The sequence below is a fragment of the Stenotrophomonas sp. S39 genome (assembly GCF_016624665.1).
Classification (GTDB): domain Bacteria; phylum Pseudomonadota; class Gammaproteobacteria; order Xanthomonadales; family Xanthomonadaceae; genus Stenotrophomonas.
The window spans coordinates 25,607-39,833 of sequence record NZ_JACVTT010000040.1; the positions used below are offsets into that span (position 1 = coordinate 25,607).

The following is a 14,227-nucleotide window of genomic DNA, read 5'->3' on the forward strand; positions in this document are numbered from 1 at the left end:
CAGAACATGTGCCCCGAAGCCGCTGGTTCGTGCGCCATACGCTCCGCATCCTGTGCCACATCCCATCGCACAGGAGTTGCCCCATGAACCTTTCCGCCTTCGGCCTGGCCAGCCTGATCGGCATGGCCTCCACCGCACCGGTCGCCGCCGCCGAGCCGGCCCATCCCACCATCCGCCACATGGCCGGTGCCCCCTCGGCCACATCTCTCGATGCGGCGAAGACCGCGCTGCTGGTCATCGATTTCCAGAACGAATACTTCGATGCCAGCGCCGCGCCGGGCTTCGCCGGTGGCCGCATGGTCATTCCCGATGGCGTGGCTGCGCTGCACCAGGCCGCGCGCGTGGTGCAGTTCGCCGACGCCCATGGCATCCGGGTGATCCACGTACAGCACGTGCTGCCGGCCAGCGCGCCGCTGTTCGCGCAGGACAGCGTCAATGCCGCCTTCCATCGCGATCTGCAGCCGCGCCAGGGCGAGACGGTGGTGCAGAAGGACAATGTCAGCGTGTTCGCCGGGGCTTCGGCCGCCGTGCTCGACACGGTGCTGCAGGACGCCGGCATCGATACCTTGATCGTCACCGGCCTGCAGACCCATGCCTGCGTGGTGGGTGCAGCGCGCGATGCCGGTGCGGCGCCGCGCGGTTACCGGGTGATCGTGGCCGGCGATGCCACCGCCAGCCGCGACCTGGATCTGGCCGGCGGCCAGCGCATCGGTCATCGCGCGCTGCACGAAGCCTCGCTGGCGCAGATCGAAGATGCCTTCGGTGAGGTCATCAGCACCGAGGCGCTGCTGGCGCTGCCGGTGCGCAAGGCCGGCAACGGCGCTTGATAAGCTGGCGGGGCCCGCAGATCGCGGGCTCCGCTACCGGGAGCTGCCCTCGATGGATCACTTCGCCGCCCTGCGCGCGCTGCGCACCATCGTCGAAGCGGGCAGCTTCACGGCCGCTGCCGAGCGCCTGGGCACCACCCATTCGGCGATGTCGCGGCAGCTGCGGCAACTGGAAGAACACCTGCAGGTACGCCTGCTCGACCGCAACAGCCGCCGCCTGTCGCTGACGGAAGCCGGGCGTGACTACTACCGCGATGCCGTGGGCCTGCTTGATCGCCTGCAGGCCGCCGATGACCGCGCGCGCGCTGGGCAGGCCGAGCCCAGCGGCCGCCTGCGCATCAGCGTGCCGCAGGTGGTGGCCAGCCAGGAACTGCCGCACTGGCTGCCCGGATTCCTCGCCCGCTATCCGCAGGTCTCGCTGGATCTGTCCGCCGACGATCAACTGGTCGACGTGGTCGGCGGTGGCTTCGACCTGGCCCTGCGCATTGCGCCGTCACTGCCGGACAGCCAGCTGGTGGCGCGCGAGCTGGCCCGTTGCCCGCGCATCCTGATTGCGGCACCGGCCTATGTGGCCCGGCACGGCCTGCCGCGGCAGGCGGCGGACCTGCAGCAGCACACGCTGCTGGGCTTCAGCCCGACCGCCGCCAGTGCGCCGTGGCAGCTGCAGGGTCCGCGCGGTGCCAGCGCCAGCATCGAGGCCGGCCAGCGCCTGCGCGTGGATGCCACGCCGGCCTTGCACGCAGCGGTGATGGCCGGCATGGGCATCAGCCTGTTCACGGCGTTGACCGTGCAGGAGGACCTGCGCGCCGGCCGCCTGATCCGCGTGCTGCCGGCCTGGAATGCCGGCCAGCGCTGCTACTTCGCGCTGTACCCGCATGCCCGTGCACTCGCACCGAAAGTGCGCGCGCTGGTCGATCACCTGGCGGCGCACTACGCTGCATGGACGGGCGCGGCAGAGTAGCCACGCCACGGCAACGAGGAACGTGATGGATCCGGTCTATCTGCTGGTGGCGATTGGCGCGATCGTCGCGGGTTTCGTACAGGGACTGTCCGGGTTCGCCTTCGGGATGGTGGCGATGTCCTTCTGGGCGTGGGGATTGGACCCGCGCCTGGCTGCGGCGCTGTCGGTATTCGGTGCGCTTACCGGCCAGCTGCTGGCGGTGTTCACCGTGCGGCGCGGCTTCAACCTGCGCCTGCTGCTGCCGTTCGTGCTGGGCGGCCTGGCCGGTATTCCGCTGGGCGTGCTGGTGCTGCCGCAGCTGGACATGGCCTGGTTCAAGGCGTTGCTGGGTGGTTTTCTGGCGGTCTGGTGCCCGGTGATGCTGGTGGTGCGCCGGCTGCCGCCAATCACGGTCGGTGGGCGCATCGGCGACGCGGTGGCCGGCATGGCCGGTGGCGTGCTCAGTGGCATCGGTGGCTTCGCCGGGCCGGTGCCGACGCTGTGGAGCACGTTGCGCGGCTTCGGCAAGGACGAGCAGCGCGCGGTCATCCAGAACTTCAACCTGGCCATGCTGGCGGTGACCATGGCCACCTACGTGGGCAATGGCATGGTCACCCGGCAGATGCTGCCGTACTTCGCCATCGTGGCCCCGGCCATGCTGGTGCCGACGCTGCTCGGCGCGCGCCTGTACATCGGCATCAGCGAGGCGCGCTTCCGGCAGATCGTGCTGGGCCTGCTGACCGCGTCCGGCATCGCCCTGCTGTGCTCGGCGCTGCCGGTGTTGCTGTCGCGCTGAGGCTCAGGCCGGGCGGAACATGCGGAAGCGCTGTTCGGCGCTGACCCGGAAGTAATCGGCCGGACCGCCACCGCGCAGGATCGGGTCGGCCGCAGCGGTGTCATAGATGCCATCGACCAGCAGCCGCGCGTCGATATGTACTGCCACCACCTCGCCCAGCACCAGCCAGCCGTTGGTGTCCTGGCCGGCGGCATCGCGCAGGCGCACGATCTGCGTGCAGCGGCATTCCATGCTGACCGGGCTCTGCGCCACGCGCGGCGGGCATACCTGGGTGGACGCCAGCGGCGCCAGTCCCGCCAGACTGAACTCATCGACCTCCGGCGCGACCGCGCGGCAGCTTTCGTTCATCGCCTCGGCCAGGTCGAAGGTGGCCAGGTTCCAGACGAATTCGCCGGTGGCCTCGATGTTGTGCAGCGAGTCTTTGCGGCCCTGGCTGGAGAAGCCGATGATCGGCGGGGTGTAGTTGAAGGCGTTGAAGAAGCTGTACGGCGCAAGGTTCAGGGCGCCGTCGGCATCGCAGCTGGAGATCCAGCCGATCGGGCGCGGGCCGATGATGGCGTTGAACGGATCGTGCGGCAGGCGGTGGCCGTCGGCCGGGCGGTAGCTGTGGAAGGTGTCGGACATGGGGTGGGGGTTCCGTAGAGTCGAGCTTGCTCGACGGGTTTTCTGTAGAGCCGAGCCCATGCTCGGCTGCATTTGCGCCTGGAGCAGCCGAGCATGGGCTCGGCTCTACCGCCCCTCCGCTCCAAGAAAAAGCCGCGACCCTTGCGGATCGCGGCTTGTCGTTTACGGCTTGATTGGACTCAGCGCTGCTGGATCTTCGACAGCAGGCGCAGGAATTCCACGTACAGCCAGACCAGGGTCACCATCAGGCCGAATGCGCCATACCACTCCATGTACTTCGGCGCGCGCTGGGCCACGCCGGTCTCGATGAAGTCGAAATCCAGCACCAGGTTCAGCGCGGCCACCACCACCACGAACAGGCTGAAGGCGATGCCCAGCAGGCTGGCGTCATGGATCATCGGCACGTTGATATTGAAGAAGCCCAGCACGAACGAGGCCAGGTAGAGCAGGGCGATGCCACCGGTGGCGGCGACCACGCCCAGCTTGAAGTTCTCGGTGACCTTGATCAGGCCGCTGCGGTAGGCGAACAGCAGGGCGAACAGGGTGCCGAAGGTCAGCAGCACCGCCTGGAACACGATGCCCGGGAACTTCATGTTGAACAGGGCCGAGATGGCGCCCAGGAACAGGCCTTCCACCAGCGCGTACATCGGCGCGGTGACCGGCGACCATTCCTTCTTGAAGATGGTCACCAGTGCCAGCACCAGGCCGCCGATCGCGCCGCCCATGGCGTACAGCTTGGCGCTGGGCATCACCTCGCCGAGCGGGTTGATCGACTGGTTCCAGGCGAAGGCGGCGGTCAGCACGGTCAGCAGCAACAGGATGCCGGTCTTGTTGACGGTGCCGTTGAGGGTCATCGCCTGGTCGGGGTGGGTCACCACCGAGCCGCTGGCCAGATCGAGGAAAGTCGACTCGGAAAGAGCCGGGTTGCCGCTGCGCATGCGAGATCTCCGTGCGAAAGGGGTGGTTACGGCCATCCGGCCGATTGCCGCGAGCATAGCCGATGGCTGCGTACGGTGGTGTGGCGGCGTCGCATCGGCGGGCCGGCCGCGTTGACAGGCTGGACCGCGCTTGTTCACAATGACCAGCTCCCCGGGCCTCTGCCCGAGGGGATTGCAACGCCGGGGTATAGCGCAGTCTGGTAGCGCGCCTGCTTTGGGAGCAGGATGTCGGGGGTTCGAATCCCTCTACCCCGACCAATCCCATTACGTCGGATTGGACGCCGTTCCGGTTCGGGCGCCCGTAGCTCAACTGGATAGAGCACCGGCCTTCTAAGCCGGCGGTTACAGGTTCGATTCCTGTCGGGCGCGCCATTGCAGGGAAGCTTTCCTGACTTCCGGCGCATGGCCCTCTTCATGTCCCCCCGTTACAGTCATTGCTCGGACAAGGCCGTCCGGGGCAGCGCGTTGTCCGCATTTCGTGCCCCATCAAAGGAGTGAGACGCATGACGGAACAGGCAGCCCGGGACAACGACCTCGCCGCGGAAGTGCAGCGCCTGCGCAGCAGCCAGCGGCGGCTTTCGCTGTACTGTGGCGGCGTCACCCTGCTGGCGGTGGCCGGCCTGCTGATGGGGGCCAGCGCACATCGCGATGCCTCGTTCGATGTCATCGATGCGCAGCGCATCAACATCCGCGAACCTGACGGCACCCTGCGCCTGGTCGTGTCCAATCGCACGCGTTTCCCCGGTGGCTTCATGAAGGGCGAGGAGATCACTGCGCACAAGCGGCCCATGGCCGGCATGCTGTTCCTCAATGACGAGGGCACCGAGAACGGTGGCCTGATCTTCAACGGTGCGCTGGGCAAGGACGGGCGCCCGGACAGCGGGATGAGCCTCACCTTTGATCGTTACCAGCAGGACCAGCAGCTGCAGTTGCTGGGGCTGGACGGTCCGGAGGGCAGTTTCGCGGGGTTGATGTTCAACGACGTGGCCGATGGCCTGAAACGCCCGATTTTTTCGGCCGATGACGAGCGCCTGGCCAAGGCGGGCGAGGAGGCAATCACTCGTCGCGTCTTCCTCGGCAAGTCCGGTTCGCACAACGCGATGCTGCAGTTGCTGGATGCAAAGGGGAATCCGCGCCTGCAGTTGCAGGTCACGCCGAAGGGCGAGGCGACGCTGGCGTTCCTGGATGAAGCAGGCGAAACGACCCGGGTCATCTCGGCCAGCGATCCCTGAGTGGCGGGTGCCGTCGGCCCCAGGCAGGCCCCTGCACATCAATGTGAAGAAGTGCTTGCAATTCCCGCGCGACTCCCGGAAAATGCCGGACTCGCTTCGGGGGACGGAACTTCTGCTTCCGCCCAACCAAGGCAACGTATCAGGCTCCAGCGCCAGCCGCATCGGCGATGAAGCAAAGTTTCAGTGGTGGCTGTAGCTCAGTTGGTTAGAGTACCGGATTGTGATTCCGGTGGTCGGGGGTTCGAATCCCCTCAGCCACCCCACTGTTTCAACCGCATCGGCAGCGCCGACACGGTATTGCAATAAACAGAATGCACGCTATAATGTGCGTCTGAGTTTCAAGGGCTGTTAGCTCAGTTGGTAGAGCAGTTGACTCTTAATCAATAGGTCCAAGGTTCGAATCCTTGACAGCCCACCAAGACGGAAGCCACCTGGTATGCCAGGTGGCTTTTTTCTTCAGATAGTGCGGTACCCGGAGCAGTGCGGACGTCAACGATGTTGAACGAAGTGCTTGCATCCCCCAGGCGGATGGGGTCATAATTCGCGCCCCGATTTCGGGCTGTTAGCTCAGTTGGTAGAGCAGTTGACTCTTAATCAATAGGTCCAAGGTTCGAATCCTTGACAGCCCACCAGACGAAAGCCACTTGGTTCGCCAAGTGGCTTTTTCTTGCCTGCGATCAGGTGATCGGCGGTAGTCGCGCATCCACGCTTGAAACTGGGTTACATGCGTCATCAGTGTTTTCAATGCTGTGCACTGCATCTCACCGATCGCGCTTCGCATCATTCCCAATGAATGTTCCGCGCCAGTGGCGCATGCAGGTGGAGTGAGTGTTGATGATTGCAATGAAACCGAATGCAGGGCTGATCGTGTCTGGCGCGCTGCTGCTCGCGCTGGTGGGCTGCACGGCGGGCGAGCCGCCTGCGACCGCCGAAGATCACGCGCAGACGGTGGAGCGTGATGCCGACACGGCAAGTGTGGCGGCACAGCCGGCAGTGCCATCGGAAGAAGACGGCGCAATGCCCGAGGCGGTCGAGGTCACCCGCGCAGCGGACGGTTCCTCGGCCGAGCTGCGCAAAGCCGATCCTGCAGCGGCGCCGTCCTCGTCTGCACCGGCCCAGCCAGCGCAGTAATCCCACCGGGCCCGCGGTGGCTCAGGCCATCCGGGCCCGGACCGGTACCGCACGCAGTCGCGGCAGGCGGCGTCCCGTTTCGTAGGCCAGCAGCGGCAGCGCCCAGCTCAGCACCAGCAGGCTGGGTACCATCACCAGTGGCGATGCCAGCTGCATCAACGGTGGTACCAGCAGGAACAAGCGGAAGACCGCCGGCGACAGGGTCACCAGGTAGCTGCGCAGCATCCAGCGCCGATGGGCGTCGATCTCGCCGCGGCGGATCGTGCGGTAGCCGCGCAGTGACGTGATCAGCCAGGCAAGCCCGGTGGCAGCAAACGCGAGTTTCAGTGCCAGCCAGCCTTGGGTCGTGACGAGCAGCCCGACCACGGCGGCACTGCCCAGCAGGATGCCCAGCAGATAGGTGCGCCCCAGCCAGCGGTGCAGGGCGGGCCAGCGCCGGCGCAATGCCGCCACGAACTGGCTGGCCCCCGCCAGCATGGCCAGGCTGCCGCCGGTGATGTGCAGCCACAGCCAGTTGCGCCGGTCCCAGAACATGCCGTAGGCCTCGGGCGTCACCTGCACATAGCGCTGCGCGGTGGCCCACAGGAAGTGCCCGGCCACGGCCAGGCCCAGAAGCCAGAAGGTGGCCTTCCACCAGGCGTTCCAGGTGCGCGGGGAGGGCGCGGCAGTGCTGATGTGCTCCATCGGGATGTCCGGCCAGGGCAGTCTGGCGAGTCTGCGCGAAATGCGTTGATCCGCACATTCAGCTTTGTCACGCCTTTCGCTTTCCAGCCCCGCCTGCGACAATGAACCCCTGTGCCGGCCACGCGAAAGTGGCGGAATTGGTAGACGCCCTGGATTTAGGTTCCAGTGTCGCAAGGCGTGGGGGTTCGAGTCCCCCCTTTCGCACCAGTGCCGGCCTGTCCCCGCCCTGATCGGGCTCCCTGCGGCCCCTTGACCGCCACGCGCTGGCAGTGCAGGCCGAATTGGGCGAAACTAAAGGGCTGCGGCAAGCAGGCGCGTCCCAGACGTCGTGTCCTTACAACCGTTTCATCCCAATCATCGAGCCGGGGGCGTGGGCCACCGGTGGCAGGAGTCAACATGCAAGCTTCGATCGAAACCATCGGCAACCTGGAACGCCGCCTGAGCTTCTCGCTGCCGGAAGACCGTCTGCAGAGCCACATCAACGGCCGCCTGGGCGAAATCGCCCGTACCACCCGCATCAAGGGCTTCCGTCCGGGCAAGGTGCCGGCCAAGGTGATCGAGCAGCGCTTCGGCGCGCAGGTCCGTGGCGAGGCGCTGGACGGCCTGCTGCGCGAAACCTTCGATGCCGCCGTGCGCGAGCACGACCTGCGCATCGTCGGCAGCCCGCGCATCGACAAGGGCGAGGAAGGTGAGTTCTCCTTCGTGGCCACCGTCGAAGTGGTGCCGGACTTCGGCGACATCGACGTCAGCAAGCTGACCGTGGTGCGCCACACCGCTGAAATCACCGACGCCGACATCGACCAGATGATCGAGAACCTGCAGAACCAGCGTCGCACCTGGGCCCCGGTCACCCGTGGCGCGCAGGACGGCGACCTGGTCGCGCTGGAAACCTGGTCGCAGGCCGGCGAAGAGCGCCTGCCGGCCGAAGGCACCGAGAAGGGTTCGATCGTGCTCGGCCAGGGCATGATGTTCGAAACCATCGAAAAGGGCCTGGTCGGCCTGGCCAAGGGCGAAGAAAAGACCCTGGACGTCGAGTTCCCGGCTGACTGGCGCGTGCCGGTGCTGGCGGGCAAGACCGTGCAGGTCACCGTCAAGGTCGTCGAACTGTCCGAGCCGGTCGTGCCGGCCGTCGATGAAGCCTTCATCAAGAGCTTCGGCGTGAAGGGCGGCGACGTCGAGCAGTTCCGCAGCGACATCCGCGCCAATCTGGAGCGCGAGCTGAAGGGCGCCCTGATGAACCGCCTGCGCCGCGAAGTGGGCGAGCAGCTGATCGCTGCTTACGCGTCGGTGGAAATGCCGCCGCGCCTGGTCGAGAACGAAGCCCGCGCCATGCTGGCCCAGCAGGTCGAGCAGGCCCGCCGCAACGGCCAGAACGTCGGTGACGTCCCGGCCGATGCCCACGAAGGCTTCAAGGATGCCGCCGCCAAGCGCGTGCTGGTCGGCCTGGTGGTGGGCGAAGTGGCCCGCACCAACGACCTGCGCCTGGAGCCCAAGCGCCTGAATGAAACGATGCGTCTGATCGCTTCGACCTACGAAGAGCCGGAGCAGGTCATTGAGATGTACCGCAACGACCCCCAGCTGATGTCTGGCCTGCAGAACCGCGTGATGGAAGAGCAGGTGATCGACTGGATCGCCGAGCGTGCCCAGCACACCGAAGAAAAGCTGTCGTTCCAGGACGCGATCCGCCAGTAATACGGGGCGGATCTCCCCATACCCCGCGCCTGCCCTGGCGCGGGGGTGTTTCCCCCAAGACAGGTACCTCACGAAATGGACAACCGGACCAAAGCCCTGAACATGGTTCCCATGGTGGTCGAGCAGACCAGCCGCGGCGAGCGTGCCTACGACATCTATTCGCGCCTGTTGAAGGAGCGCCTGATCTTCCTCGTTGGCCCGATCGATGATCACATGGCCAACGTGGTGGTGGCGCAGCTGCTGTTCCTGGAAGCGGAAAACCCGGAAAAGGACATCAGCATCTACATCAACTCGCCGGGTGGCGTGGTCACCGCCGGCATGGCGATCTACGACACCATGCAGTACATCAAGCCGGACGTGAGCACCATCTGCGTCGGCCAGGCCGCCTCGATGGGCGCCCTGCTGCTGGCTTCGGGCGCTGCCGGAAAGCGTTATGCGCTGCCGAACTCGCGCGTGATGATCCACCAGCCGCTGGGCGGCTTCCAGGGCCAGGCCACGGACATCGACATCCATGCCCGTGAAATCCTGACCCTGCGTTCGCGCCTGAACGAAGTGCTGGCCAAGCACACCGGCCAGTCGCTGGAAACGATTGCCCGCGACACCGAGCGCGACAACTTCAAGAGCGCGGTCGACTCGGTGGCCTACGGCCTGGTCGACCAGGTGCTGGAGCGTCGTCCGGAAGAGTCGATCCAGGCCGGTTGATCGGCCTTCACGGGGCCAGGGAGGCCCCGTTCCTGCAGGGTCGGACCGGGACTGGTGTCCCTCCGGCCCTGTGCTATTCTCGAATCGAACCCCCGTTCAGCGGGTGGGGTAACTGGGTAAGCGAAGCATGAGCGAAGACCGCCAAGGTCGTTCCACGGACACCGGCAAGATCCTCTACTGCTCTTTCTGCGGAAAGAGCCAGCATGAAGTGCGCAAGCTGATTGCCGGTCCGAGCGTGTTCATCTGCGATGAGTGCGTGGAGCTGTGCAACGACATCATCCGTGAAGAACTCGAGGAAAAGGCGCAGTCGGCGCGCAGTTCGCTGCCCAAGCCGCGCGAGATCCTCGAGGTGCTCGACCAGTACGTGATTGGCCAGAACCGGGCCAAGCGCACCCTGGCCGTGGCTGTCTACAACCACTACAAGCGCATCGAGAGCCGGCAGAAGAACGATGAGGTCGAACTGGCCAAGTCGAACATCCTGCTGGTCGGCCCGACCGGTTCGGGCAAGACCCTGCTGGCCGAAACCCTGGCCCGCCTGCTCAACGTGCCGTTCACCATGGCCGACGCCACCACGCTGACCGAAGCCGGTTACGTGGGCGAGGACGTGGAGAACATCATCCAGAAGCTGCTGCAGAAGTGCGACTACGACGTCGAGAAGGCGCAGCAGGGCATCGTCTACATCGATGAAATCGACAAGATCTCGCGCAAGAGCGAGAACCCGTCGATCACCCGCGATGTGTCCGGCGAAGGCGTGCAGCAGGCCCTGCTGAAGCTGATCGAAGGCACCGTGGCCAGCGTTCCGCCGCAGGGCGGCCGCAAGCACCCGCAGCAGGAATTCCTGCAGGTGGACACCAAGAACATCCTGTTCATCTGTGGCGGCGCGTTTGCCGGCCTGGACAAGGTGATCCAGCAGCGTTCCAACGACGCCGGCGGCATCGGCTTCGGTGCCAAGGTCAAGAGCGCCGAGCGCAAGGTGGAAGTGGGCAAGGTGCTGGCCGAAGTCGAGCCGGAAGACCTGATCAAGTTCGGCCTGATCCCCGAGTTCGTCGGCCGCCTGCCGGTGGTGGCGACCCTGGAGGAGCTGGACGAGCCGGCCCTGATCAAGATCCTGACCGAGCCGAAGAACGCCATCACCAAGCAGTTCAAGAAGCTGTTCGAGATGGAGAACGTCGAGCTGGAGTTCCGTCCGGACGCGCTGTCGGCCATCGCCAGGAAGGCGCTCAAGCGCAAGACCGGCGCCCGTGGCCTGCGCACCATCGTCGAATCGGTCCTGCTGGACACCATGTACGACCTTCCTTCGCAGGAAAACGTCAGCAAGGTGGTCGTGGATGAATCGGTGATCGAGCACAAGTCCGAGCCGTACCTGATCTACCAGACCCCGGCGGCCCCTGAACAGAAGGCCGCAGGCGCCGAGTGATCCTTTCAAATCCTTGATTTGAAAGGAATTTAAACGAACGCCTTGCATCTGAAAGCCGATGGCCCCATAACGGGGCCATCGGCTTTTTTTGTCTCCGGAAGATGCCCTCCCGGAGGCGGTTTTCCCCTTCCCTGGAGCCCCCATGGCCCGTTCCCCAAGTGAAACCCTCGACCTGCCGGTCCTGCCGCTGCGCGACGTAGTGGTGTTCCCGCACATGGTCATCCCGCTGTTCGTCGGCCGTGACAAGTCCATGCACGCGCTCGAACAGGCAATGGAGGCAGACAAGCGCATCCTGCTGCTGGCGCAGAAGTCGGCCGAGACCGATGACCCGCATGCGGCCGACCTCTACCAGGTCGGTACGCTGGCGCAGGTGCTGCAGCTGCTGAAGCTGCCGGACGGCACCATCAAGGTGCTGGTCGAAGGCCTGTCGCGCGTGCAGGTCACCCAGGTCGACGAGCGTGATGGCTCGCTGCACGGCCAGGCCGTGGAGATCGACGCGGCCGACCCGCGCGAGCCGCGCGAGATCGAGGCCATCGCCCGCTCGCTGATGTCGCTGTTCGAGCAGTACGTCAAGACCAACCGCAAGCTGCCGCCGGAGCTGCTGCAGACCCTGGCCGGCATCGATGAGCCGGCACGCCTGGCCGACACCATCGCCGCGCACATCAGCGTGCGCCTGGCCGACAAGCAGCGCCTGCTGGAAACGCTGGCCGTGGGCGAGCGCCTGGAGATGCTGGTAGGCCTGGTCGACGGCGAGATCGACGTGCAGCAGATGGAAAAGCGCATCCGCGGCCGCGTGAAGTCGCAGATGGAAAAGAGCCAGCGCGAGTACTACCTCAACGAACAGATGAAGGCCATCCAGAAAGAACTGGGTGACCTCGACGACGCGCCGGGCGAGCTGGAAGAACTGGCCCGCAAGATCGCCGAAGCCGGCATGCCCAAGCCGGTGGAAACCAAGGCACGCAACGAGCTGAACAAGCTCAAGCAGATGTCGCCGATGTCGGCCGAGGCTGCCGTCGTGCGCAACTACCTGGAGTGGCTGCTGGGCGTGCCGTGGAAGAAGCGCACCAAGGTGCGCAAGGACCTGAAGGCCGCGCAGGACACCCTGGACGCCGATCACTACGGCCTGGACAAGGTCAAGGACCGCATCCTGGAATACCTGGCGGTGCAGTCGCGCGTGAAGCAGATGAAGGGCCCGATCCTGTGCCTGGTCGGGCCGCCGGGCGTGGGCAAGACCTCGCTGGGCCAGTCCATCGCCAAGGCCACCAACCGCAAGTTCGTGCGCATGTCGCTGGGCGGCGTGCGCGACGAGGCCGAGATCCGTGGCCACCGCCGTACCTACGTCGGTTCGATGCCGGGCCGCATCGTGCAGAACCTCAACAAGGTCGGCAGCAAGAACGCGCTGTTCGTGCTCGATGAGATCGACAAGATGTCGATGGACTTCCGTGGCGATCCGTCCTCGGCGCTGCTGGAAGTGCTCGACCCCGAGCAGAACAACGCGTTCAACGACCACTACCTGGAAGTGGACCTGGACCTGTCCGAAGTGATGTTCGTGGCGACCTCCAACTCGCTCAACATTCCGGGTCCGCTGCTGGACCGCATGGAAGTGATCCGCATCCCCGGCTACACCGAGGATGAGAAGCTCAACATCGCCACCCGTTACCTGTCGCCGAAGCAGATCAAGGCCAATGGCCTGAAGCCGGAAGAACTGGAAATCGGCAGCGATGCCATCCAGGACATCGTGCGCTACTACACGCGCGAATCCGGCGTGCGCAACCTGGAACGCGAGATCGCCAAGATCTGCCGCAAGGTGGTGAAGGAAATCGCCCTGGCCGGCCCGCAGCCGGTGAAGGCGAAGAAGGGCGCGAAGAAGTCCAAGGCCCTGGTCAGCGTCACCAGCAAGAACCTGGACAAGTACCTGGGTGTGCGCCGCTTCGATTTCGGCCGCGCCGAAGAAGCCAACGAAATCGGCCTGGTCACCGGCCTGGCCTGGACCGAGGTGGGCGGCGACCTGCTGCAGATCGAATCGACCCTGGTGCCGGGCAAGGGCCAGCTGATCCTGACCGGCCAGCTCGGCAACGTGATGAAGGAATCGGCGTCGGCAGCGCTGTCGGTGGTGCGTTCGCGCGCTGTCGGCTTCGGTATCGATGCGGATTTCCTGCAGAAGCACGACGTGCACGTGCACGTGCCCGATGGCGCCACGCCGAAGGACGGCCCCAGTGCCGGTGCGGCGATGGTCACCTCGCTGGTGTCGATGCTGAGCAAGGTGCCGGTGCGTGCCGACGTGGCGATGACCGGCGAGATCACCCTGCGCGGTCGCGTCACCGCCATCGGTGGCCTGAAGGAAAAGCTGCTGGCTGCACTGCGTGGCGGTATCCGCACGGTCATCATCCCCGAGGAGAACCGCAAGGACCTGGCTGACATTCCGGCCAACGTCACCCGCGATCTGCAGATCGTGCCGGTGAAGTACATCGAGGAAGTGCTGGACCTGGCGCTGGAGCGTCCGTTGGCACCGAAGAAGGCGCGCAAGAGTGCGCAGCGCGTCACGGTGCGCAGCAAGGCCAAACCGAGTGGAAACGCGCGCGTCAAGCATTGACGCGCGCTGTCGAAATGCCTGAAACCCGCGTCGTTGCTGGCTTTCCACCTTGCGTGGGGGTAGGGGCGCTGGTATAAAAGCAGCACCCGCGAATGAGTGATCGCAGTCTGGTGATCACTGAATTCGGCGAACAGTTTCCACATGGCGGCCGTGCGCGCATCGCGTGCGGTTGCTTCCCTGTCGAATAAGCGGAACCCACCGCCAAAGGAGTTGTAGAGAATGAACAAGACCGAATTGATCGATGCCGTTGCTGAAGCCGCCGACCTGACCAAGGCCGAGTCCAGCCGCGCTGTCGATGCCGTCGTTGCTGCCGTCACCAAGGCGCTGAAGGACGGCGATGCGGTCACCCTGGTTGGCTTCGGTACCTTCCAGGTCCGCGACCGTGCTGCCCGCACCGGCCGCAACCCGAAGACCGGCGACACCATCAAGATCGCTGCTTCGAAGAATCCGTCGTTCAAGGCTGGTAAGGCCCTGAAGGATGCTGTAAACTAAGCGGCTCGCTGGGGTGCTTAGCTCAGCGGTAGAGCGTCTCCTTTACACGGAGAGGGTCGGGGGTTCGAAACCCTCAGCACCCACCACAGCACCGCAGTAAAAGTTAAGTGTGGAGCGGTAGTTCAGCTGGTTAGAATGCTGGCCTGTCACGCCGGAGGT

At 65.3% G+C, this 14,227-nt stretch carries 13 protein-coding genes and 7 tRNA genes; 17 read left to right on the forward strand and 3 right to left on the reverse strand.

The annotated features are described in order from the left end of the window. Positions 1-83 precede the first annotated feature (83 nt). From IAE41_RS11960 to IAE41_RS11970, 3 genes are read left to right on the forward strand one after another with little or no spacing between them, the layout of a single operon-like run. Complete coding sequence (locus IAE41_RS11960; protein WP_200733269.1) at positions 84-827, forward strand: cysteine hydrolase; 744 nt, start codon at positions 84-86, stop codon at positions 825-827. A 52-nt stretch (positions 828-879) separates the two neighbouring features. After that, positions 880-1,788 carry a LysR family transcriptional regulator gene (locus IAE41_RS11965; RefSeq protein ID WP_200733270.1) on the forward strand — a complete coding sequence of 303 codons (909 nt, stop codon included), beginning with the start codon at positions 880-882 and terminating at the stop codon, positions 1,786-1,788. Positions 1,789-1,813: 25 nt separating this feature from the next. Next, positions 1,814-2,563, forward strand: a complete 750-nt coding sequence (locus tag IAE41_RS11970) for a sulfite exporter TauE/SafE family protein (RefSeq protein ID WP_200733271.1) — start codon at positions 1,814-1,816, stop codon at positions 2,561-2,563. A gap of 3 nt (positions 2,564-2,566) precedes the next feature. Here the strand turns inward: IAE41_RS11970 and IAE41_RS11975 are convergent, their stop codons facing one another. Together IAE41_RS11975 and IAE41_RS11980 are read right to left on the reverse strand one after the other, a co-directional pair. Next, complete coding sequence (locus tag IAE41_RS11975) at positions 2,567-3,187, reverse strand: flavin reductase family protein (RefSeq protein WP_200733272.1); 621 nt, start codon at positions 3,185-3,187, stop codon at positions 2,567-2,569. Between the two features lie 179 nt (positions 3,188-3,366). Beyond that, positions 3,367-4,125 (reverse strand): Bax inhibitor-1/YccA family protein, encoded by a 759-nt coding sequence (locus IAE41_RS11980; RefSeq protein WP_200733273.1) that lies wholly within the window; start codon positions 4,123-4,125, stop codon positions 3,367-3,369. 181 nt (positions 4,126-4,306) lie between these two features. On the opposite strand from IAE41_RS11980, the gene IAE41_RS11985 reads away from it, so the two are divergent. The 7 genes from IAE41_RS11985 to IAE41_RS12015 all read left to right on the forward strand — a co-directional run bounded on the left by IAE41_RS11985 (position 4,307) and on the right by IAE41_RS12015 (position 6,488). Further along, positions 4,307-4,383, forward strand: a tRNA-Pro gene (locus IAE41_RS11985). A 37-nt stretch (positions 4,384-4,420) separates the two neighbouring features. Continuing rightward, a tRNA-Arg gene (locus IAE41_RS11990) sits at positions 4,421-4,497 on the forward strand. A gap of 131 nt (positions 4,498-4,628) precedes the next feature. Beyond that, positions 4,629-5,357, forward strand: a complete 729-nt coding sequence (locus IAE41_RS11995) for a hypothetical protein (RefSeq protein WP_200733274.1) — start codon at positions 4,629-4,631, stop codon at positions 5,355-5,357. A 186-nt stretch (positions 5,358-5,543) separates the two neighbouring features. Beyond that, positions 5,544-5,620 (forward strand) — tRNA-His (locus tag IAE41_RS12000). Positions 5,621-5,699: 79 nt separating this feature from the next. After that, positions 5,700-5,775 (forward strand) — tRNA-Lys (locus IAE41_RS12005). A gap of 138 nt (positions 5,776-5,913) precedes the next feature. Then, a tRNA-Lys gene (locus IAE41_RS12010) sits at positions 5,914-5,989 on the forward strand. 211 nt (positions 5,990-6,200) lie between these two features. Next, complete coding sequence (locus tag IAE41_RS12015) at positions 6,201-6,488, forward strand: hypothetical protein (protein WP_200733275.1); 288 nt, start codon at positions 6,201-6,203, stop codon at positions 6,486-6,488. A gap of 21 nt (positions 6,489-6,509) precedes the next feature. Here IAE41_RS12015 and IAE41_RS12020 read toward each other — a convergent pair whose 3' ends face one another. Further along, positions 6,510-7,172, reverse strand: coding sequence for a DUF2306 domain-containing protein (locus IAE41_RS12020; RefSeq protein WP_200733276.1), 663 nt, complete (start codon positions 7,170-7,172; stop codon positions 6,510-6,512). A 122-nt stretch (positions 7,173-7,294) separates the two neighbouring features. On the opposite strand from IAE41_RS12020, the gene IAE41_RS12025 reads away from it, so the two are divergent. The 7 genes from IAE41_RS12025 (at position 7,295) to IAE41_RS12055 (ending at position 14,154) form a co-directional block, all read left to right on the forward strand. Beyond that, a tRNA-Leu gene (locus IAE41_RS12025) sits at positions 7,295-7,379 on the forward strand. Positions 7,380-7,568: 189 nt separating this feature from the next. Further along, positions 7,569-8,864 (forward strand): trigger factor, encoded by a 1,296-nt coding sequence (gene tig / locus IAE41_RS12030; RefSeq protein WP_079220810.1) that lies wholly within the window; start codon positions 7,569-7,571, stop codon positions 8,862-8,864. Positions 8,865-8,939: 75 nt separating this feature from the next. Next, positions 8,940-9,566, forward strand: a complete 627-nt coding sequence (gene clpP, locus IAE41_RS12035; protein ID WP_079220811.1) for an ATP-dependent Clp endopeptidase proteolytic subunit ClpP — start codon at positions 8,940-8,942, stop codon at positions 9,564-9,566. Between the two features lie 127 nt (positions 9,567-9,693). Next, the gene (gene clpX, locus IAE41_RS12040; protein WP_108758290.1) at positions 9,694-10,983 is read left to right on the forward strand and encodes an ATP-dependent Clp protease ATP-binding subunit ClpX; all 1,290 of its coding nucleotides are present in this window, start codon (positions 9,694-9,696) and stop codon (positions 10,981-10,983) included. A gap of 142 nt (positions 10,984-11,125) precedes the next feature. Then, positions 11,126-13,576, forward strand: a complete 2,451-nt coding sequence (gene lon / locus IAE41_RS12045; protein WP_079220813.1) for an endopeptidase La — start codon at positions 11,126-11,128, stop codon at positions 13,574-13,576. 219 nt (positions 13,577-13,795) lie between these two features. Next, the gene (locus IAE41_RS12050) at positions 13,796-14,068 is read left to right on the forward strand and encodes an HU family DNA-binding protein (RefSeq protein WP_004146343.1); all 273 of its coding nucleotides are present in this window, start codon (positions 13,796-13,798) and stop codon (positions 14,066-14,068) included. A gap of 11 nt (positions 14,069-14,079) precedes the next feature. Further along, positions 14,080-14,154 (forward strand) — tRNA-Val (locus tag IAE41_RS12055). Positions 14,155-14,227 lie beyond the last annotated feature (73 nt).

Excerpts from the sequence above, each read along its gene's own strand:
- IAE41_RS11980 (WP_200733273.1), bottom strand. The coding sequence starts at position 4,125 with ATGCGCAGCGGCAACCCGGCTCTTTCCGAGTCGACTTTCCTCGATCTG.
- lon (WP_079220813.1), top strand. The coding sequence starts at position 11,126 with ATGGCCCGTTCCCCAAGTGAAACCCTCGACCTGCCGGTCCTGCCGCTG.
- clpX (WP_108758290.1), top strand. The coding sequence starts at position 9,694 with ATGAGCGAAGACCGCCAAGGTCGTTCCACGGACACCGGCAAGATCCTC.
- IAE41_RS11960 (WP_200733269.1), top strand. The coding sequence starts at position 84 with ATGAACCTTTCCGCCTTCGGCCTGGCCAGCCTGATCGGCATGGCCTCC.
- IAE41_RS11970 (WP_200733271.1), top strand. The coding sequence starts at position 1,814 with ATGGATCCGGTCTATCTGCTGGTGGCGATTGGCGCGATCGTCGCGGGT.
- IAE41_RS12020 (WP_200733276.1), bottom strand. The coding sequence starts at position 7,172 with ATGGAGCACATCAGCACTGCCGCGCCCTCCCCGCGCACCTGGAACGCC.
- clpP (WP_079220811.1), top strand. The coding sequence starts at position 8,940 with ATGGACAACCGGACCAAAGCCCTGAACATGGTTCCCATGGTGGTCGAG.
- IAE41_RS11965 (WP_200733270.1), top strand. The coding sequence starts at position 880 with ATGGATCACTTCGCCGCCCTGCGCGCGCTGCGCACCATCGTCGAAGCG.
- IAE41_RS11995 (WP_200733274.1), top strand. The coding sequence starts at position 4,629 with ATGACGGAACAGGCAGCCCGGGACAACGACCTCGCCGCGGAAGTGCAG.
- IAE41_RS12050 (WP_004146343.1), top strand. The coding sequence starts at position 13,796 with ATGAACAAGACCGAATTGATCGATGCCGTTGCTGAAGCCGCCGACCTG.
- IAE41_RS12015 (WP_200733275.1), top strand. The coding sequence starts at position 6,201 with ATGAAACCGAATGCAGGGCTGATCGTGTCTGGCGCGCTGCTGCTCGCG.
- tig (WP_079220810.1), top strand. The coding sequence starts at position 7,569 with ATGCAAGCTTCGATCGAAACCATCGGCAACCTGGAACGCCGCCTGAGC.
- IAE41_RS11975 (WP_200733272.1), bottom strand. The coding sequence starts at position 3,187 with ATGTCCGACACCTTCCACAGCTACCGCCCGGCCGACGGCCACCGCCTG.